The sequence below is a fragment of the Humibacter soli genome (genome assembly GCF_054779035.1).
In genome coordinates this window covers 974,154-993,781 of sequence record NZ_BAAGYX010000001.1, presented here as the reverse complement: position 1 = coordinate 993,781, position 19,628 = coordinate 974,154, and the positions used below count along the sequence as shown (strand labels likewise).

Below are 19,628 nucleotides of genomic sequence, written 5' to 3'. Positions count from 1 at the left end.
GCAGCGCGCCTACGGCGTGCCAGAGGGCCTCCCCACCAGGCCGTAGAGCTGCTCGCCGGCCGACGTCCAGACCGGCTCGATCGTGACGGTCTCTCCTTCCTGCGGCGCGGCGAGGATCATGTCGTGCCCGAGGTAGATCGCCACGTGCGGGAAGCTTCCGTCGCCGCTCGACCAGAAGATCAGGTCGCCGCGCTCGCGGTCGCTGTACGGCAACAGGCGGCCCTCCTGCTTCATGGTCTCCACCTGGGAGATCACGGCGTGCTGACCGATGTCGATGCCGGCGGCTCGGTAGGCCATCATCGTGAGGCCCGAGCAGTCCCACGTCGTCGGCCCGGCGCCACCGAAGACATAGGGCTCGCCCAGCTGAGCCTCGGCGAATGCGATCATCGCGTTCACCTGCGACGTGTTCGGCGCGAAACCGCCCCCGCCGTTGTCCGGGCCGGGGTCGAACGAGGTACCGAAGTCGCCGCCGGAGAAGAGGTCGTTGCCCGAGGAGAGGTCGATGCTGCTCGATGCGTCGGTCATCGCCTGGGTCGCGGAGTCGAGGGTCGCCTGCGCCGCATCGACGAGGGCCTGTGCGGCATCCATTGCTGCACTCTTCTGGTCGAGCGGAATGGCTTCCAGCGCTGCGTGGGCCTTCGCGGCGGCGGCCTTTGCGGATGATGCCTGCTTCGCGGTTGACATGGCGCGCGCTGCGAGCTTGTTCAACGAACCGTTCATGCTGCCGAGCTGGTTCGCAGCCGTGAGGCGTTGCAGGAGGTCGTCGGAGGGGCCTCCGCTCAGCACCGCACCGAGAGTCGTCGACGCCTCGTCGGAATGGGTCTGGTGCATGGCAACCATGAACTTCGCGGCCGCCGCCTTTGCAGCCGTGCTGGCCGACGCCGCGATCTTCGCCGAGGTGGTGTCGAGCGACTTCGCGCTCTCATACGCCGTGTGGGCCGCGTCGTAGTCGTCTGTCGCCGTGTCGAGGAGCGCCTGTGCGGAATCCAGTGCGGCCTGAGCCTTGTCGACAGCGTCCTGCAGCTTCGTCAGAGTCGCCTCGCTGACACTGCTGCCCGCTCCGTCGCCCGGGTCGCCGGGAGTTCCGCTGATGATCGGGGAGGGCACGGATGGCGGCGCCGTGGTCGCGCGATCCGTCGGGGTGGAAGAGGGCGTGGGCGAGCCCGTCGGCTTCGGCGTGCCCTTGCCTGGCGGGGGAGTCGCAGGCGGGGTCGTTGGAGGCGTCGACGGCCGGGTCGAAGTGTCGGTGGGAGTCGGAGTCGGGGTGGGCACCGCGGTGTCGGTGGGATCCGGTGCGGGCGTCGGGGTCGGCGTGCCCTGATCGTCGCCCGACGTGGACGTGGGGGTCGGCGTGGCGGACGTGCAGGCATCCGTGCAGTCGTCGACAGGAGACGCGGCGATACCGACGAATCCTGTCGCCATCAGCACGGCGCAGATCGCCGCAACGTCGCGCATCCGTCTGCGCCGTGGAGCGCACTGATCCGATGTACCCTCAGCCGGCCTGGCGCCAGATGTCTTCGTGCGTTCCATGTCCTACCGTGACGGTCGCGAACAGCCCCTCGTCGAGTCTTGCACCCGTGCACCGCACCGACAACCGATGCGGAGTGAACTCTCTGGTCGAACTGCACGCTGAGGCGACGAACCGAACCTCGGCGGATGGGATAATGGAGCCATGGTTGAAACGATCCTGTGGAGCATCATCGGCGTCGTCGGCATCGTCGGTGCGATTCTCGGGCTTGCTGCGGCGTTCCAGATGGGCCGCGCTCCCTACCGCTCCAAGTGATCTGACATGCGTGATCGCCGGCTGGCGTGATCGCGCATCAGCGTCGCACGTAGCTGAGAAAGCGATAGCGATCTCCCGATCCGGAGGTCAGCCAGCCGTCCGCGGGCTCCCGTGACGCGACGGTCCAGCGGTGGTCGACCGCCGGCGCGAAGGCATCTCCTTCGACATCCACATCGATCTCCGTGACCTCGAGCGTGTCGGCGGCGGCCATCGCCACGGCATAGATCTCGGCTCCGCCGATGACCCAGGCCGTCTGGTTCTGCTGCAGACCTTCTGCGAGAGCGAATGCGTCGTCGAGTGACGCCGCTCTGGTCGCGCCGTCCGCGTGCCAGGTCGCATCCCTGGTCACCACGATGTTCCGCCTACCAGGAAGCGGCCGGAATCGAGGCGGCAGCGAATCCCAGGTCCTGCGACCCATGATGACCGCTCCACCCGCGGTCAGCTCACGGAATCGCCGCGAGTCCTCCGGCACGTGCCACGGGATGCCTCCATCGGCCCCGATCACACCGCCACGGGCCTGCGCCCAGATCAGACCGACCCTCATACCGCCACGGCGGCACGGATGGCCGGGTGGTGCTGGTAGCCGACGACCTCGAAGTCCTCGAACTCGTAGTCGAAGATGCTGTCCGGATGCCTTGTGATGGCGAGTCGAGGAGCCGGGTACGGCGCGCGGGTCAGCTGCTCGGTGACCTGCGCGACGTGGTTGTCGTAGATGTGGCAGTCGCCGCCGGTCCAGACGAAGTCGCCGACGTCGAGGCCGACCTGGTCGGCGACAAGGTGCGTGAGCAGCGCGTAGCTCGCGATGTTGAACGGCACGCCGAGAAAGAGGTCGGCGCTGCGCTGATACAGCTGACACGAGAGCTTGCCGTCCGCGACGTAGAACTGGAACAACGCGTGGCACGGCGCGAGCGCCATGTCGGGGATCTCGCCGACATTCCAGGCCGACACGATCATGCGGCGCGAGTCGGGGTCGGTGCGCAGCGTCTGAAGCACCGAAGAGATCTGGTCGAGGTGGCGGCCGTCCGGTGTCGGCCACGAGCGCCACTGCACACCGTAGACGGGGCCGAGGTCGCCGTCCTCGTCGGCCCACTCGTCCCAGATGGTGACGCCGTGCTCCTGCAACCAGCGCACGTTGGAGTCTCCGCGCAGGAACCAGAGCAGCTCGTACGCCACCGACCTGAAGTGAACCCGCTTGGTCGTGACGAGCGGGAAGCCCTCCGCAAGATCGAAACGCAGCTGCCTGCCGAACACGCTGCGAGTGCCCGTTCCGGTGCGATCTGACTTGGGTGTTCCGTTCGCCAGCACATCGCGAAGGAGGTCTTCGTACGGGGTCGCGATCGGCGCATCCATGACTCCCGATGGTACGTGTTCGGCACCGCCGAAGTGGATGCCCCGCCGCACGAACACGCGCCTGCTCGGTGTGGAGAACTGCTCAGTGGCGGGGCCTGTCGCTAGGCTCCCGCTATGGGGAATGACCCGGGGGAGTCAGCCCCTGGGAAGGGCGACGACGCCGAGGCGTCCGAACCCGCACGCAGGAGGACCACCTACCGACCGCCGCAGGGCGGTGGGGCGGAGCGGCCTGCGCCTTCCGAGCCGACGCCGACGCCGACGCCTAAGTCTTCCGAGCCATCGCCTGTGCATGACGACGACGAGCTGGCGAAGGCCCTCGAAGACGAGGTGACACTGCTGACGGCGTCGTTGCCGATCATCCGACCGGAGTCGCTGTTCACCCAGATCGCGCCGCAGCCTGAGCCTTTCGTGCCGAGGACGGAGGCCGAGAAGGAGATCTCGGAGCAGGCTCAGAAGGGCGACACGCTCGCCGCGATCGAACACCTCGAAGCGCTGCTGGCCGCACGTCGCCCCGGAGATGCGCCGCCTGCCATCGCCGAGGCCGTGACGCCAGCCGAGCCCGCGGCCGGCGAACCGGCTGAGGCGACTGAACCTGCAGCGGTGATAGAGCCGGCACAGCCCGTCGGATCGGCGGCATTCCCCGGACCGCGCCCCGAGATTCCCGAGCCGGGCAGTCCCGACCTGGACTCCGACGTCGGCGACGACGCCGATGACGTCTCGAGCGACGACATGGGCCTCACGCCCATCTCGAGCCCCCGCGTGCGCGCTGGGGAGGGCGTGCTCACCGTGGGCGCGCCGACGCCTCTCCCGATCTTCTCGATCGAACAGGCGGGCGGGGAGCCGACCCCGCGGGAGTACCGGGTCGGACGCGCCAGCAGGCTGTTCTGGCTGTGGTTCGCCGCCGGGGCATCCGCGCTCGTGCTCGGCGTGGGTGCCGCGTTGGTCGCGGTGGGTCTGAACCTCGTTCAGGTGCTGATCGCCGCCCTCCTCGGAGTCGCTCTCTCGTTCATCCCACTCGGCTTGAGTGCGCTCACCGGCGTGTGGAGCGGCCAGCCGACGGTCATCGTGTCGCGCGCGACCTTCGGCGTCGTCGGCAACGTGATCCCGGCGATCCTGATCCTCGTGGTGCGACTGTTCTGGGGCGCCGCCCTGCTGTGGCTGCTGGCCGTCGCCGTCGCGGACTGCGCCGTGGAGGCCGGATGGGCGTCGGACAGGACGCTCGTGCTCTGGTCCTCCTTTGCGGTGGCGGCGGTCGTGAGCGTCGTCGTCGCCATTTTCGGATACGCGCTCGTCGCAGTCATCCAACTCATCGCCACCATCGCGACGGCCGTGCTCGCTGTGGCGATCATCGTCGTGGCGTGGCCGAGATCCGGATGGGACCGACTCGCCTCTGCGCCGTACGGCGAGTGGATACTCGTCGTCGAGGGCGCGGTGCTCGTCTTCAGCATTCTCGGCCTCGCGTGGGCGAGCGCCGGGGGAGACCTCGCGCGGTATCAACGCGCGGGGTCGAGCGGAACGGCCGCCGCGCTGTGGAGTGGATTCGGTGCGTCCCTGCCGATGCTCGTGCTCGTGGTCTTCGGCGCCATCGTCACGCTGACGGGCTCCGTTTCTGCGAGCGGATTCGCGCTCGACCCCGTGCGTGCGCTCGTCACCAACACCCCGAGCTGGTTCGCGATCCCGCTCGTCGCCGCCATCGCGATCGGCTTGATGTCGGCGCTGATCGTGAGCCTGTACTCCGGCGGCTTCGCGGTGCAGGCCATCGGCGTGCGGCTGCCACGGTGGTCGTCGGTGCTGGTGCTCGGAGTGCTCATCGCGGCGGGTACGGCCTGGCTGCTCGCTGCGGTGCCAGGCGTCAGCACGCTCGTTCTGGCGTATCCGACGACGCTGGCGGTTCCTGTTGCGGCGTGGACCGGCATCTTCCTCGGCGACTTCCTGCTGCGTCGTAGACGCATCGCGACGGATTCGCTGCTGCACCGCGGCGGCGTCTACCCCGACTGGCGCTTGGCGAACGTGATCGGCCTCGTCGTGATCACTGCGATCGGCCTCGGGTTCATGCGGGCGGACGCCGTCGGGTTGCGATGGGAGGGCTACTTCTTCCGCGCGCTCGACGTCGACGCGCACGGAGCCCTTGCGGCATCGGATCTGGGCGTCCTCATCGCGTTGTTCCTCGGTCTGGTGCTCGCCCTGGTGTCCGGCAGGCGAGCCGTGCGGCTCCAGGAGAACGCCAGTCGGTGACATCCGCGCAGGCACCTGGTACCGATGCCCGCAAGCACCGGTGACATTGGGGCGCTCTCACGCCTCGCCGTAGGCTCGGGGTATGCCGACAACGATCGCAGAGCTGCTCCGGGTCGTCGAGACCCTCTGGCCCGTCGCAGGAGCGGAGCCGTGGGATGCGCCGGGACTCGTCACCGGCGGCAGACAGTCGGCAGTGACCCGTGTGCTTCTCGCAGTCGATCCGGTCGCCGAGACCGTCGCCGAGGCCGTCGACGGCGGCTTCGATGTGCTCATCGCCCACCACCCTCTGCTGCTTCGGGGTGTCTCGAGCGTCGCTGAAGACCGCTACAAGGGCGCCCTCGTGTCGCAGCTGATCCGCGGCGACTGCAGCCTTCTGACCGCGCACACGAACGCCGACGTCGTCCCGGACGGGGTGTCCGACGTGCTGGCGACGCGTCTCGGCCTCGTCGACGTGCGGCCCCTCGTTCCCGGCGCCGATCCGACCTCCGGCATCGGACGGGTCGGGAGGATGCCCGAGCCGACGACGCTCGGACACCTCGCTCGCGCCCTCGCCGACATCGTCCCGGCGACGGCCACCGGCATCAGGGTCGCGGGCGACTACGCCAGGCCCGTCAGCACGGTCTCGCTCTGCGGCGGAGCCGGCGACGCCTACCTGGCCGAGCCGGGCGTGCTGGGTTCGGATGTGTACATCACGTCCGATCTGAGGCACCACCCGGCATCCGAGGCGCTCGAGCAGGCGCGCGTCTCCGGCGGACCTGCGCTGATCGACGTCTCCCACTGGGCGGCGGAGTGGGTCTGGCTGGACACCGCGGCCGAGCAGTTGGCTCGCGCGCTCCCCGACGTGCTGTTCGAGGTCAGCGAGCTGCGCACGGATCCGTGGGATTTCGTGATCATGCAATGACACCGCGCCACTTGCCGGTGCAATACCGTAGATCAGATCGAAGAGACCTCCGGCGAGTGCCGGGTCGGAGAAGAGTGCCGTGAAAGCCGATCCCCGCGACCAGCTCGAACTGCTGCGCCTGCAGGAGCTCGACACCGCGATAGCGCAGGCGACGGGTTCCATCGCGAACCCGCCGCAGGCCAAGGCGCTGGCCGACCTCGCGCCGATCGTGGCGGAGGTTCGCAGCAGGCGCCTCGGATTCTCGGGCGAGTTGGACGACGCACGCACCGAGCTCACGCGCATGGAGTCGGACGTCGCTGTAGTCGAGGCCCGCATGGCCCGCGACTCGGAGCGCGTGCAGCAGACGGCATCGGTGAAGGATGTCGCAGCACTCGAAGCCGAGCTCGGAGCCCTGCGCAAGCGTCGCAGCGACCTCGAGGACATCGAGCTGGCGATCATGGAGCGCATCGAGGGTCTCGAGGCCACCATCGCAGGGATCGATGCGGAGGGCGCTGACGCCGAGGCGAAGGTGGCAGAGCTGGAGGCGGCGCGAGCCGAAGCGATCAGCGGCTTCGAACGCGCCCGCACACAGGCCAACGCGGATCGCACGGCTGTCGCCGCGACCCTGCCGGAGGATCTCGTCGTTCTTTATCAGAAGCAGCACGACCGGTACGGCGTAGGTGCCGCACGGCTGGTGGGCGGCGTGTCGCTCGGCTCGAACATGAAGCTCTCGCCGTCGGACCTCGCCGTCGTACACGCCGCGGCGGTAGACGAGGTCGTGCTCTGCCCGGACAGCGGCGCCATCCTGATCCGCGACGAGAACTCCTGACCCGATCCCCGGCCAGCCCGCTCCCGCCCCGCACCTCGCTCCGTCACGTCCGCGAAACTGCACGCCCCGGCCAAGACCGCGGCCTACACCCACCGCGTTGGCGTGGGGGCGCAGTCCCGCGGGAATGGGTCGAGGGAATGGGGCTCGGCTAGGCTGGACGGCGGAACGGGTCGGCAAGACGGTCGCGTCGGCATCCTCGCCTTAGGTCGGGGAGCCGCCGAGGAACGTCCGGGCTCCACAGAGCAGGGCGGTGGGCAACACCCACCCGGGGCAACCCGCGAGACAGTGCCACAGAAAACAGACCGCCCCCGCGTCAGCGGAGGTAAGGGTGAAACGGCGGTGTAAGAGACCACCAGCGACCGGGGTGACCCGGCCGGCTAGGCAAACCTCGCTCGGAGCAAGGTCAGACAGGAAACCATGAGGCTGCTCGTCTCGTTTCCGGGTAGACCGCTAGAGGGTCACGGCAACGTGCCCCCGAGATAGATGGCCGTCCAGGGCGCGCGGTGTGCAGACACCACGCGCCCGAACAGAACCCGGCGTATCAGCCGGCCCGTTCCCACATCGCCTGCCGAGAAGTACTTCGGCCGGCGGAAGTCGCGCGGGTGCTCATCCCTCGGTCGGATGCCGATCAGTCGACGGAAGGACGCGGCGCCCCTCGGCGCCTCGGTAGCGTCGGTGCAATGCAGAGCAGTCGGGCCAGGCGCGCATTCCCACTCCGTGACTATCGCTCGAGCATCCTGGTCGCCGCGTTGAGCTCGGCATTCGGAACGGCTCTTCTCTCCTGCACGAGCGTGCTCGGCGCCTACATCGGCGCCTCGAGCATGGGCCGTCACAGCTCAGTCCAGGTCGACCTCGTGATCGTCGCCGCCGTCTTCTTCGTCATCGCCGTGTACGTCGGGAGCATCGTGACGACGAACACGTTCGCCACGATCGTCGCCGGACGCACACGCACCATCGCCTTGCTGCGGCTGATCGGTTCCAGCGCTCAGGCGCAACGACGAGCGGTCGCACGCGAAGGGTTGATCGTCGGCATCGTCGGCGCACTGATCGGGGCGGTCATCGCGATCGGTCTTGCGCTGCTGACCGTCTCGGTGCTCACCAGCGGCGGTGTGCTGCCCGGTGCGGCTTATCCGGTGCTGACACCGTCGCTCATCGCGCCGCCCACGATCGTCGTCGTGACGACCTGGCTCTCCTCCTGGGTCGGGAGCCGACGAGTTCTGTCGGTGACACCGATCCACGCTCTCGGCGCTGCAGAAGAACGTCCTCTCGAGCGCATCCGAAGCCGTGGTCGCGCGGCAATCGCTGCGGCGTTGACGCTGAGCGGGGCGACGCTGCTTGCCCTTGGCCTAGCGGCGGGGCTCGGCATGTTCGCACGATCGAGCATCGGGGTGTTGGCGATGTCGTCGCACTATGCCCTTCTGGCCGGCCTGCTCGGCGGCGTGCTCTCCTTCACCGGCATCATTCTGGCTGCTCCGCAGTTCATGCCGTTCATCCTTCGAACCGTGGGTCGGCTTCTCGGTCGAGGCGCCGCCGGTCGTCTCGCCGCCGCGAACGCCGAGCGCAATCCCGAACGCAGTTCCCGTACGGCGATCGGCCTCGTGATCGGCGTGACGTTGATCACCATGTTCGTGGTCGCCGCGTCCACGTGGATCGAGATGATCAGCTCCGCAGCCGCGAAGGAGCCCGGCGAGTACGCCGGTGCCGCGAACATCCTCACCATCACGATGAGCGTATTCAGCGGCCTCGTCGGATTCTCCGCAGTGATCGCCGCTGTCGGCGTCGTCAACTCGTTGTCGTTGAGCGTTCTCCAGCGCACCCGCGAACTCGGGCTGCTCAGAGCCCTCGGTTTCAGCCGTCAGCAGGTGCGTCAGATGATCCTGGCCGAGAGCGTCCAACTCACCGTCTCTGCGGTGCTCACCGGACTGATTCTGGGCACCGCATACGGGTGGATCGGAGCCCAAACACTGCTCGGCAGCATTCCAGCGGGAGGTCTGCTGCCACCCGCCATGCCCTGGCAGTTCATCCTGCTCATCGCAGGGCTTGCCTCGGCGTTGGCTCTCATCGCCTCGGTGGCTCCGACGCGACGGGCGACACAGGTCTCCCCGGTGACGGCCCTCGCCGTCGAGTAGAAGGTGTGGTGCTCCCGCGACTCAGCCGCGATCGGCCCTCGGATCGTTCGACGCGAGCGCGGCCGCGCCGAGGATGCCGGCATTGTTGCGGAACTTCGCAGGCACGGCCTTGGTCTTCAGGTCGAGAAGGTCGGCGAACTCGTCCCAGTTCTTCGAGACTCCTCCGCCGATGACGAGCAGGTCAGGGGAGAACAGGAACTCGAGCCAGCCGTAGTAGCGGTTGAGACGCTTCGCCCACTGCTTCCAGTCGAGGTCTTCGCGCTCCTTCGCCGAGTACGCGGCTCGGCTCTCCGCGTCGTGCCCGTCGATCTCCAGGTGCCCGAGCTCGGCGTTCGGCACGAGAACGCCGTTGTAGATCAGAGCGGAACCGATGCCGGTTCCGAGCGTCGTGAGCAGCACGAGGCCGTCCACTCCCTTGGCTGCGCCGAACGTCGTCTCGGCGTACCCTGCGGCATCTGCGTCGTTGACGAAGTGGATGTCTCGCTCGAGCGCCTTCTCGAACTTCTTCTCCGCCTCGAGCCCGATCCACTTCTTCGAGACGTTCGCCGCGGACAGCGTGCGTCCGCCCTTCACGATCGCGGGGAAGCACACCCCGACAGGGTCCTTGCGGTCGCTGCCCGTGAGGGTGTCGAGCACCTCTCGTGCGACCTCGACGACGTCATCCGGCTCGCCGCCCTTGGGGGTGGGGAGCTTGACACGATCGCTGAGAAGCTCACCCGTCTCGAGGTCGACGACACCCCCCTTGATCCCCGTTCCGCCGATGTCGATCCCGATAGCCGTCGTGGAGGTCATGAGCAGAATCTACCCGGCCGGAGGAGGCGATGTGGCGAGGTCGGCCGATGTGGCGCCGCTACGGAAGCGTCAGAACCTCGGCGCCGTGCTCCGTCACGACGAGCGTGTGCTCGAACTGGGCGGTGATCGACTTGTCCCGGGTGGTGACAGTCCAGTCATCCGGCCACATGTCCCACTCCGTCGTGCCGAGGGTCAGCATCGGCTCGATCGTGAAGACCATGCCGGGCACCATCTCGTCGTCGTAGGCAGGGGCGGAGTCGTAGTGCGGGATGATCAGGCCGGAGTGGAACGACCGGCCGACGCCGTGGCCCGTGAAGTCGCGCACTACGCCATAGCCGAACCGCTTGGCGTACGACTCGATGGCGCGGCCGATCACGTTCACCTGTCTGCCGGGGGCGACCGCCTTGATGCCGCGGTTCAGCGCCTCGCGGGTGCGTTCCACCAGGAGCGTCACGTCTTCGGACGCCTCACCGACGATGAACGTCTGGTTGCTGTCGCCGTGGTAGCCGTTCTTGAACGCGGTGATGTCGATGTTCACGATGTCGCCGGACTCGAGCACGGTGTCGTCGGGGATGCCGTGGCAGATCACCTCGTTCACCGAGGTGCAGCTCGACTTCGGGTACCCGCGGTAGCCCAGCGTCGACGGATAGGCGTCGTTCGCGACCATGAAGTCGTGCGCGATGACGTCCAGCTCCTCGGTCGTGACGCCCGGAGCGACGTGCTCACCGACGAGCGCGATCGCCTGAGCTGCGATGCGCCCCGACTCCCTGATCAGTTCGATCTCGTCCGCCGTGTAGACGTCGCCGCGCTCGTCACGCGCGGGTCCCGGCTTGCCGACGTATTCCGGACGCGGAATGGACGCGGGTACCGCACGATGAGCAGAGACGCGGCCGGGGATCAGGTGGCCGGATGAGTCCTTGGGCATAGGATCAACCTTATGGTCAGGGCGTACGAAAACGACATCGAGCACAAGTACTGGTACAACCTGAAGACCGGCGCAGTGGAGCAGGGCTTCAAGTCGCCCGCCCCTGACAGGGTCGGACCTTTCGACACGCACGAAGAGGCGGAGCACGCGCTCGAGAAGCTGCGCGAGAACAGCGCTCGATGGGCCGAGGAAGACGCCAACGACTGACGCGTTGCCCTGACTCTCGGCAGCGTTGCGTAGCTCTCGGTAGCTCTGTCTCGCGCTAGTTCTGCTCAGGCTCAGTAGCTGTGCTCCGGTCCGGGGTACTCGCCCTGGGCGACGTCGTCCTTGTAGCGCTTCGCGGCGTCTGACAGGACGCCCTTGAGGTCGGCGTACTGCCGCACGAAGCGGGGGACCCGACCGGTTGTGAATCCGGCCCAGTCCGTCCACACCAGGAGCTGTCCGTCGACGTGCGGGCCCGCACCGACACCGATGGTGGGGATGCCCAACTCTTCGGTCACTCGTGCGGCGGCATCCGCCGGCACCATCTCCAGCACGACCGCGAACGCGCCGGCCTCCTCCACCGCGTGGGCGTCGGCGAGCAGCTGCTCGATGCCCTCGTCGCCCCTGCCCTGGATGATGTGGCCGCCGAGCTTGTGCTCGCTCTGCGGGGTGTATCCGATGTGCGCCATCACGGGAATGCCCGCATCGACGATGCGGCGGATCTGCTTCGCGCTGCGCTGACCGCCTTCGAGCTTGACCGCGTGGGCTCCGGTCTCCTTCATGAAGCGGATGGCGGTGTGGAGCGCATCCTGCACGTCGGTCTCGTACGATCCGAACGGCATGTCGGCCACGACGAAGGCGCGCGTCACGGCGTGTGCGACGGCTCGCGTCAGGGGAATCAGGTCGTCGACGCTGACCGGCAGCGTCGTCTCATAGCCGAACACGTTGTTGCCCGCCGAGTCGCCGACCAACAGGAAGTCGATGCCGGCCGCGTCGAAGATCTGGGCGCTCAGCATGTCGTAGCTCGTGAGGCCGGTGATCTTGATGCCGTTCGCCTTGGCGTTCTGGAAGTGCCTCGTTCGAACACGCCTGGGGCCTTCGGGCGAGCCGCCGTAGGGACGTTCTTCGGCGGGACTCGATGGTGCGGATGCTGCCTGATCAGCCATGGCCGTCAGTCTAGCCAGGCGGATGCCGGGCGGCTCGGCGCGTACGGGGGCACACTTAGCAGGCGAAGCGGCTGCAGCCGGTAACCTGAGATCCACGACGGAAGGTGGCAGATGGACAAGCAGCGTGACTTCGTTCTGCGCACGATCGAGGAGCGCGGCGTCAAGTTCGTTCGACTGTGGTTCACCGACGTCGTCGGCACGCTGAAGTCCGTCGCCATCGCGCCGGCCGAGGTCGAAGGCGCGTTCACCGAGGGCCTCGGATTCGACGGATCGGCGATCGAGGGACTGACCCGCACGTTCGAGTCCGATCTGCTTGCTCATCCCGATCCGACGACCTTCCAGATTCTGCCCTGGCGCGGCGAGATCGACCCGACAGCGCGCATGTTCTGCGACATCACCACGCCTGACGGGGAGCCGGCGGTCGCCGACCCTCGCAACGTGCTGAAGCGCACGCTGGAGAAGGCTGCCGACCGCGGGTTCACCTTCTACACGCACCCCGAGATCGAGTTCTACCTGCTGAAGTCGTCGCAGTTCGGGGAGTCCGGCCCGGTACCCGTCGACTCGGCCGGGTACTTCGACAACGTGCCAGGTGGTACGGCGCACGACTTCCGTCGCCGCTCGGTGCGGATGCTCGAAGACCTCGGCATCTCCGTCGAGTTCAGCCACCACGAGGCGGGCCCCGGCCAGAACGAGATCGATCTGCGGTACGCCGATGCGCTGACCACCGCCGACAACATCATGACCTTCCGCACCGTCGTGAAGGAGGTCGCGATCGAGCAGGGCGTGTACGCAACGTTCATGCCGAAGCCGATGACCGGGCATCCCGGAAGCGGTATGCACACGCACCTCTCGCTGTTCGAGGGGGACTCCAACGCGTTCTTCGAAGCGGGCGCCGAGTACCAGCTCTCGAAGGTCGCGCGGCAGTTCATCGCCGGTCTGCTGCACCATGCGCCGGAAATCACCGCCGTGACCAACCAGTTCGTGAACTCCTACAAGCGTCTGTGGGGAGGGGACGAGGCCCCGAGCTACGTGTGCTGGGGTCACAACAACCGGTCGGCGCTGGTGCGCGTTCCGCTCTACAAGCCGAGCAAGGGCCAGAGCGCTCGTGTGGAGTATCGCGGAATCGACTCTGCGGCCAACCCCTACCTCGCCTACTCGCTCCTGCTCGCGGCAGGCCTCAAGGGCATCGAAGAGGAGTACGAGCTACCGGCCGAGGCCGAGGACGACGTCTGGGCGCTGAGCGACGCCGAGCGTCGCGCCCTCGGCTTCAAGCCCCTCCCGTGGAGCCTCGAGCAGGCCGTGCAGCGCATGGAGGAGTCCGAGCTCGTCGCCGAGACGTTGGGGGAGCAGGTCTTCAACTATGTGCTCGCCAACAAGCAGCGCGAGTTCCGTGAGTACCGGGCTCAGGTGACGCCGTACGAGCTGCGCACCAACCTCGAGATCCTCTGACCGCGCCTTCCCACATCGATGGCCAGCGGATGCCCCCGATCACTCTGACCACGCTGGCGCGAGCCGGCTTCGTCGGGCTGAGCGAGGCGCGCGCAAACCTCGACGAGCTCTCCGAGGCGGGCGGTCCGACCCAGGATGACGCGCTCGGTTTGTTCGCGGGCGTCGCCGATCCGGATGCCGCACTGGAGCGTCTCCTGGTGCTCGTGCGCAGGAGACCGGAGGAGTGCGCCCGCACGCTGACCGACCGGGAAGCGCTCGCGCGGCTGCTGCTGGTGCTCGGGGCATCCAGCGGACTCGCGGACTTCCTCGTCAGGGTGCCGGACGCACTTGACGTGTTCGACAGCCCGGCGACCTCGTTGCCTACCGAGGACGAGCTGCGGAGAGATCTGATCGCCTCCGTCACGGGACCGGACGCCGAAACGGAGGGCGAGAACGCCTGGACCGCGCTCAGGGTGGCATACCGCACCCGCTTAACGCGGATCGCGGCGTACGACCTGCAGCAGGCGGATCCGGTCGACGGACTCGACGACGTGGCGCGCACGCTCGCGGCCTTGGCCGGCGCGGCGCTCGACGCTTCGCTGGCCGCGGCGCGGAACCTGGCGTCGGGAAAGGGCCCAGGCATGTTCGCGCCAGCCGACGTCGCCGCGACCAAGCTCGCCGTGATCGGCATGGGCAAGACGGGCGCGAAGGAGCTGAACTACCTCAGCGACGTCGACGTCATCTACGTCGTCGAGGGAGACGATGAGGCCGGCGTCTCCACGGGCCGCGCCGTCGACGTCGGAACGCGACTCGCCACGCTGACCATGCGCGGCATCGACTCGATCGCCGTCGAGCCCCCTCTCTGGGAGGTGGACGCCAACCTGCGGCCGGAGGGCAAGGACGGCGCTCTCGTACGCACGCTCGAGTCGCACATCGCCTACTACGACCGATGGGCGAAGGGCTGGGAGTTTCAGGCCCTGCTCAAGGCGCGTCCGATCGCGGGAGATCCCGACCTCGGCCGCCGCTACGCAGAGGCGGTCGCACCCTACGTATGGCGGAGCGCGTCGGGGGACAGCTTCGTGGAGTCCGTGCAGCGCATGCGCGAGCGGGTGACCGACAACATCCCGCCCGACGAGGTGGATCGCCAGCTCAAGCTCGGGCCGGGTGGGCTGCGCGACATCGAGTTCACGGTTCAGCTCCTGCAGCTCGTCCACGGCCACACGGATGAGACGGTGCGGGTCGCCGGCACACTCCCGGCGCTCGATGCGCTCGCGGCCGGCGGCTACATCGGACGAGCAGAGTCGGCCGAGTTCGCACGCGACTACCGCACCCTGCGCCTTCTCGAGCACAGGATCCAGCTCTCCGAGCTGAGGCGCACCCACCTGATGCCGCGCGAGGAGCACAGGCTGCGCACCCTCGCCAGGGCGACAGGCCTCGCCGGCAGCGCGCGGGAGCTGACGGATGTCTGGACCGGCGTGAAACGTCGCGTGCGCGGCCTCCACGAGCGCTTGTTCTACCGACCGCTGCTCTCCGCGGTCGCTGCTCTTCCCGACGAGGAGAGCACGCTGACGGGGGAACAAGCGGAGGCACGACTCGCCGCAATCGGATTCGTGGACCCGCACGGCGCGCTGATGCACATCGCCGCGCTCACCGCAGGCGTGTCGAGACGTGCGGCCATCCAACGCACGCTGCTGCCCGTGATGCTGCAGTGGTTCGCCGACGGCGCCGACCCCGACTACGGGCTGCTCACCTTTCGGCGGCTCAGCGAAGACCTCGGCGGCACGCACTGGTTCCTGCGGATGCTCCGCGACTCGTCCGGCGCAGCCGAGAGACTCACCCGCGTGCTCTCCGGATCCCGCTTCGCCGGAGAGCTGCTGGGGCTGATCCCGGAGAGCGTCGCGTGGCTCGACGATGACGCCGACCTGCGCCCGCGCGAACGCTCGGCACTGGATGACGAAGTCGACGCCATCCTCGACCGGCACGAGACCCCGGATGCCGCCGCAAGGGCGATCCGAGCGGTGAGGAGGCGCGAGGTGCTGCGTCTGGCCTTCGCGGGCATCCTCGGAATCGGCACCGTCGAGGACCTCGCACGCGGACTGACCGACATCACGGAGGCGACGATCGCGGGCATCCTCGCAGCGATCAGACAGCGGCAGGAGCCCTTCTTCGAGTTCGCGGTCATCGCGATGGGCCGCTTCGGCGGACGCGAGCTCGGCTTCGGCTCGGACGCCGACGTCATCTACGTGTTCCGCGCTGACGAAGGCAAGGCCGACGCAGCCCACCGTGCGGCTCTCGCTCTGATCTCCGAGCTGAACAGGCTCACCGACGACCCGCGGCTTCCGCTCGAGCTCGACATGGACCTGCGGCCGGAGGGCAAGAACGGGCCGCCAGCGCGGTCCCTCGACTCCTATCGTGCGTACTACCGGCGCTGGTCCCTGACCTGGGAGGCTCAAGCCCTCCTGCGGGCGAGAGGCTGCGCGGGTGACACGGCGCTGCTCGCGGACTTCGAGGAGCTCGCCGACACCGTGCGCTACCCGAGCTCGATCAGCGAGCGCGAGGTGCGCGAGGTCAAGCGCATCAAGGCAAGGGTGGAGAACGAGCGTCTTCCGCAGGGTGCCGATCCTTCGCGGCACCTGAAGCTCGGCAGGGGCTCGCTGAGCGACGTCGAGTGGCTCGTGCAGCTGCAGCAGCTCCAGCATGCGGCGAAGTCGCCCGCGCTGCGCACCACCTCCACGCTGCACGCTCTCGACGCCTGCGTCGAGCTCGACCTGATCGAGGAGTCGGATGCCGAACGGCTGCGCGATGCCTGGATCCTTGCGTCGCGCGCCCGGAGTGCCGTCACCCTCTGGACGAACAAGACATCGGATCTGCTCCCTGCGGAGCGACGTGCCCTCGAAGGCGTCGCTCGGCTTCTCGGCATGCCGCACGGCTCGGCAAGCCGTCTCGAGGAGGAGTACCTCGCCGTGACGCGTCGTGCCCGCGCTGTCTTCGAGCGCAACTTCTACGACGCCTGAGCCGCGCACATCCCGTTCGCCCTTCCGACGACGAAGCGGGCCGTCCCGGTGTGGGACGACCCGCTCGGTCGTTGACGCGGTGAGGAACTACACCCCGTAGTACAGCTCGAACTCGAAGGGGTGCGGACGCTGCGCGAGGGGCTTGATCTCCTTCTCGCGCTTGTAGTCGATCCACGTCTCGATGAGCTCGGGGGTGAACACGCCACCCGCGGTGAGGAAGTCGTGGTCGGCCTCGAGGGCGTCGAGCACGGCATCCAGAGTGCCAGGAACCTGCGGAATCGACTTGGCCTCCTCGGGCGGAAGCTCGTAGAGGTCCTTGTCGACCGGCTCGTGCGGCTCGATGCGGTTGCGGATGCCGTCGATACCGGCCATCAGCTGCGCAGCGAAGGCGAGATACGGGTTGCCGGAGGCATCGGGAGCGCGGAACTCGATGCGCTTGGCCTTCGGGTTGGTGCCCGTGATCGGGATGCGGATGGCTGCCGAGCGGTTACCGGCCGAGTAGACCAGGTTGACCGGCGCCTCGAAGCCCGGAACGAGACGGTGGTACGAGTTCACCGTCGGGTTCGTGAAGGCGAGAACACTCGCGGCGTGCTTGAGCAGACCGCCGATGTACCAGCGCGCGACGTCGGAGAGTCCGCCGTAGCCCGCCTCGTCGTAGAACAACGGCTTGCCCTCGTTCCACAGCGACTGGTGCGTGTGCATACCGGAACCGTTGTCGCCGAACAGAGGCTTCGGCATGAACGTCGCCGTCTTGCCCCACTGCTCAGCGGTGTTCTTCACGATGTACTTGAACTTCAGGATGTCGTCTGCCGCGTGCACCATCGTGTCGAAGCGGTAGTTGATCTCCTGCTGACCGCCCGTGCCGACCTCGTGGTGGGCGCGCTCGAGCTCGAGGCCCGCGTCGATCAGCTTGAGGGAGATGTCGTCGCGCAGGTCGGCGGTCTTGTCGACGGGGGAGACCGGGAAGTAGCCGCCCTTGTACGGGGTCTTGTTGCCCAGGTTGCCGCCGTCCTCGGCGCGTCCGGTGTTCCACGCGGCCTCCTCGGAGTCCACGATGTGGAAGGCGGCGTTCTGCTTCACCTCGTAGCGCACGTCGTCGAAGATGTAGAACTCGGCCTCGGGGGCGAAGAACGCGGTGTCGGCGATACCGGTCGACGCGAGGTATTTCTCGGCCTTCTTCGCGACCTGGCGCGGGTCCTTGCCGTACACCTCGCCGTTGCGCGGGTTGAAGATGTCGAAGACCATCACCAGCGTGCGCTCGACGCGGAACGGGTCGATGTACGCGGTGGAGACGTCGGGGATGAGCTGCATGTCGGACTCGTGGATCGACGCGAAACCACGGATCGACGAGCCGTCGAACAGCTGTCCGACCGAGAAGAACTCCTCATCGACGGTGGACGCGGGGATGTTGAAGTGCTGCTGCACACCGGGAAGATCGGTGAAGCGGATGTCGAGGAACTTGACATCCGTGTCCTTGATGAACGCGAGCACCTCGGAAGAATCACGAAACATGTGGGCTCTCCAAGCTGATGACGATGGTCGGAAGGTCGGTTGCGAAGGCAGCCGGTGTCCGGTGAGGTCAGGCTAGGGGTGCGCGGTTTCCCGGCCGTATCGCAATTGTTTCCAGCATGTTACGCCGAGGGTGGACGCAGGGCGGATCGATAGACTCTGGCGGTGCCAACGCCCCCCACCGAACCGCGTCGCTTCGGCGACCTCGCACCCAGCAAATACCCGGGAGAACGACTCGGACTCCCCGAGTCCGGGCCGCGATCGGTTGGGCGGCCAGGGCGACGCATCCTCGGACTCATCATCGACTGGGCGATCGCGTCCTTGTTGTCGTTCGCGTTCTTCCACTACGACGGCTTCGCGACGCTCGCGATCTTCGCGGTTCTGCAGTACATCTTCATCCCGACGATCGGCGGCAGCATCGGTCATCGCATCGTCGGTCTGCGACTCGTCGCGCTGAACGGCCAGTGGGTCGGGCTGTGGCGACCGCTCGTGCGCACCGTGCTGCTGTGCATCGTGGTTCCCGCGCTCGTGTGGGATTCCGATCAGCGGGGATTCCACGACAAGGTAGCGGGAACCATCCTGATCCGGAACTGAAGTCGTTTTGCGCGCCGGTCCCTGCGTCGTTTTGCGCGCCGGTCCCCGCCCGGCGCGCCGCGGTTGGCCTAGCGCGCCGTGACGACCGGCGGCGGCGTAGCCCCCGCCTATGCAGAGCGGGTCACGTTGTCGACGCGTGCGCCGATCCCCGCCCGGCGCACCGCGGTTGGCTTAGCGCGCCGTGACGACCGGCGGCGGCATAGCCCCCGCCTATGCAGAGCGGGTCACGTTGTCGACGCGTGCGCCGGTCCCTGCCCGGCGCAGTAAGTTATCGCGCGCGCTGCGGGCGGACCTTGAGCGGGTCGACGCCCTTCGGGATCGGCATCTGCGTGCCGAGCGAGGTCAGGCGGTTGTCGACGGCCAGAACCTCGGGCTTGGTCAGGGCGACCTTGATCTTCGCCATGCGTCCGGCGAGCTTGTGCAGCGGAACGGCGTCCTTGTCGGGCCCGACGTTGAAGACGTTGATCGGAACGTTGGGAACGATGCGTGCGACCTTGCGCCGCTCATCCTCGACCATCTTGCGGGTGCGGGACTCCGGTCCCTCGCCGATCAGCACGATGCCGCCCCTGCCGACAGCACGGTAGACGGCGTCGCGAGTTCGGCCGTTCACGGCGACGGGCATCTCGCTGCCTCGCCACGAGCGCTTCAACGAGCTGCGTAGCACGGCGCCGACCGCACCCGGCTGTCCTTCGATCTGCGAGTAGGCGGCACGCTCGGCCCTGCGACCGAGCACGATGATGGCGCCGAGAGCGCCGAGCAGAAAGCCGGCGACGACCCACAGCACGATGCTGAAGACGTTGCCACCACCGAGGGTGAACGCGACCACGAGCCCGAGCACGACGCCGAGAAGCAGTGTCCCCAGCATGTACCACTGCGCGCGGGAGTCGTAGCGGCGGGTCATCTGGAAGACCTGCCACATCTGCTTGATGCGGCCGGGTTCCTTCGCCGCTGCGGTGTCCTTACGTGCCATGGTCACCAGAATACCGGCTCGGAGCGGCCCGGCACGCTGGGG

At 67.8% G+C, this 19,628-nt stretch carries 18 protein-coding genes and 1 other RNA gene; 11 read left to right on the top strand and 8 right to left on the bottom strand.

Features of this window, described 5'->3' with window-relative positions:
• Positions 1–9 precede the first annotated feature (9 nt).
• A complete protein-coding gene (locus ACYVDN_RS04620; RefSeq protein WP_460568901.1) occupies positions 10–1,107 on the bottom strand; it encodes a C40 family peptidase in 1,098 nt (365 codons plus the stop codon).
• Between ACYVDN_RS04620 and ACYVDN_RS04615 the strand changes: the two genes are divergently transcribed.
• Positions 1,091–1,321 carry a hypothetical protein gene (locus ACYVDN_RS04615; RefSeq protein ID WP_460568899.1) on the top strand — a complete coding sequence of 77 codons (231 nt, stop codon included), beginning with the start codon at positions 1,091–1,093 and terminating at the stop codon, positions 1,319–1,321. The genes ACYVDN_RS04620 and ACYVDN_RS04615 overlap by 17 nt on opposite strands.
• Before the next feature lie 12 nt (positions 1,322–1,333).
• Positions 1,334–1,480, top strand: a complete 147-nt coding sequence (locus tag ACYVDN_RS04610) for a hypothetical protein (RefSeq protein ID WP_460568897.1) — start codon at positions 1,334–1,336, stop codon at positions 1,478–1,480.
• 340 nt (positions 1,481–1,820) lie between these two features.
• Here the strand turns inward: ACYVDN_RS04610 and ACYVDN_RS04605 are convergent, their stop codons facing one another.
• Complete coding sequence (locus ACYVDN_RS04605) at positions 1,821–2,327, bottom strand: dihydrofolate reductase (RefSeq protein ID WP_460568895.1); 507 nt, start codon at positions 2,325–2,327, stop codon at positions 1,821–1,823.
• Positions 2,324–3,133, bottom strand: a complete 810-nt coding sequence (locus ACYVDN_RS04600) for a thymidylate synthase (protein WP_460568893.1) — start codon at positions 3,131–3,133, stop codon at positions 2,324–2,326. Before ACYVDN_RS04600 ends, ACYVDN_RS04605 begins: the two co-directional genes overlap by 4 nt.
• Positions 3,134–3,418: 285 nt before the next feature.
• Between ACYVDN_RS04600 and ACYVDN_RS04595 the strand changes: the two genes are divergently transcribed.
• The 5 genes from ACYVDN_RS04595 (at position 3,419) to ACYVDN_RS04575 (ending at position 9,206) form a co-directional block, all read left to right on the top strand.
• Positions 3,419–5,368 carry a purine-cytosine permease family protein gene (locus ACYVDN_RS04595; RefSeq protein WP_460568891.1) on the top strand — a complete coding sequence of 650 codons (1,950 nt, stop codon included), beginning with the start codon at positions 3,419–3,421 and terminating at the stop codon, positions 5,366–5,368.
• Between the two features lie 82 nt (positions 5,369–5,450).
• Complete coding sequence (locus ACYVDN_RS04590; protein ID WP_460568889.1) at positions 5,451–6,269, top strand: Nif3-like dinuclear metal center hexameric protein; 819 nt, start codon at positions 5,451–5,453, stop codon at positions 6,267–6,269.
• 79 nt (positions 6,270–6,348) lie between these two features.
• Complete coding sequence (locus ACYVDN_RS04585; RefSeq protein ID WP_460568887.1) at positions 6,349–7,077, top strand: zinc ribbon domain-containing protein; 729 nt, start codon at positions 6,349–6,351, stop codon at positions 7,075–7,077.
• Positions 7,078–7,243: 166 nt separating this feature from the next.
• Positions 7,244–7,634: RNase P RNA component class A (gene rnpB, locus ACYVDN_RS04580), an RNA gene on the top strand.
• Between the two features lie 123 nt (positions 7,635–7,757).
• Positions 7,758–9,206: an ABC transporter permease gene (locus ACYVDN_RS04575; protein ID WP_460568885.1), complete on the top strand. Its 1,449-nt coding sequence runs from the start codon at positions 7,758–7,760 to the stop codon at positions 9,204–9,206.
• 21 nt (positions 9,207–9,227) lie between these two features.
• Here ACYVDN_RS04575 and ppgK read toward each other — a convergent pair whose 3' ends face one another.
• Entirely contained in the window at positions 9,228–9,998 is a 771-nt protein-coding gene (gene ppgK / locus ACYVDN_RS04570; protein WP_460568883.1) for a polyphosphate--glucose phosphotransferase, read from the bottom strand.
• 58 nt (positions 9,999–10,056) lie between these two features.
• Positions 10,057–10,923 carry a type I methionyl aminopeptidase gene (map, locus tag ACYVDN_RS04565; RefSeq protein WP_460568881.1) on the bottom strand — a complete coding sequence of 289 codons (867 nt, stop codon included), beginning with the start codon at positions 10,921–10,923 and terminating at the stop codon, positions 10,057–10,059.
• Positions 10,924–10,935: 12 nt separating this feature from the next.
• Here map and ACYVDN_RS04560 point away from each other — a divergent pair, with 12 nt between their 5' ends.
• Positions 10,936–11,130, top strand: coding sequence for an SPOR domain-containing protein (locus ACYVDN_RS04560; protein WP_460568879.1), 195 nt, complete (start codon positions 10,936–10,938; stop codon positions 11,128–11,130).
• A 71-nt stretch (positions 11,131–11,201) separates the two neighbouring features.
• On the opposite strand, the gene panB is transcribed toward ACYVDN_RS04560, so the two are convergent.
• Entirely contained in the window at positions 11,202–12,071 is an 870-nt protein-coding gene (panB, locus tag ACYVDN_RS04555; RefSeq protein ID WP_460568877.1) for a 3-methyl-2-oxobutanoate hydroxymethyltransferase, read from the bottom strand.
• A gap of 111 nt (positions 12,072–12,182) precedes the next feature.
• Here panB and glnA (ACYVDN_RS04550) point away from each other — a divergent pair, with 111 nt between their 5' ends.
• Both glnA (ACYVDN_RS04550) and ACYVDN_RS04545 read left to right on the top strand, forming a co-directional pair.
• Positions 12,183–13,520: a glutamine synthetase family protein gene (gene glnA, locus ACYVDN_RS04550; protein WP_460568875.1), complete on the top strand. Its 1,338-nt coding sequence runs from the start codon at positions 12,183–12,185 to the stop codon at positions 13,518–13,520.
• A 29-nt stretch (positions 13,521–13,549) separates the two neighbouring features.
• The gene (locus ACYVDN_RS04545) at positions 13,550–16,513 is read left to right on the top strand and encodes a bifunctional glutamine-synthetase adenylyltransferase/deadenyltransferase (RefSeq protein WP_460568873.1); all 2,964 of its coding nucleotides are present in this window, start codon (positions 13,550–13,552) and stop codon (positions 16,511–16,513) included.
• Between the two features lie 87 nt (positions 16,514–16,600).
• Here the strand turns inward: ACYVDN_RS04545 and glnA (ACYVDN_RS04540) are convergent, their stop codons facing one another.
• Positions 16,601–18,025 (bottom strand): type I glutamate--ammonia ligase, encoded by a 1,425-nt coding sequence (gene glnA / locus ACYVDN_RS04540; protein ID WP_460568871.1) that lies wholly within the window; start codon positions 18,023–18,025, stop codon positions 16,601–16,603.
• Between the two features lie 162 nt (positions 18,026–18,187).
• Here glnA (ACYVDN_RS04540) and ACYVDN_RS04535 point away from each other — a divergent pair, with 162 nt between their 5' ends.
• A complete protein-coding gene (locus tag ACYVDN_RS04535) occupies positions 18,188–18,616 on the top strand; it encodes an RDD family protein (protein ID WP_460568869.1) in 429 nt (142 codons plus the stop codon).
• Between the two features lie 268 nt (positions 18,617–18,884).
• On the opposite strand, the gene ACYVDN_RS04530 is transcribed toward ACYVDN_RS04535, so the two are convergent.
• Positions 18,885–19,586, bottom strand: coding sequence for a DUF4191 domain-containing protein (locus tag ACYVDN_RS04530; RefSeq protein WP_460568867.1), 702 nt, complete (start codon positions 19,584–19,586; stop codon positions 18,885–18,887).
• Positions 19,587–19,628 lie beyond the last annotated feature (42 nt).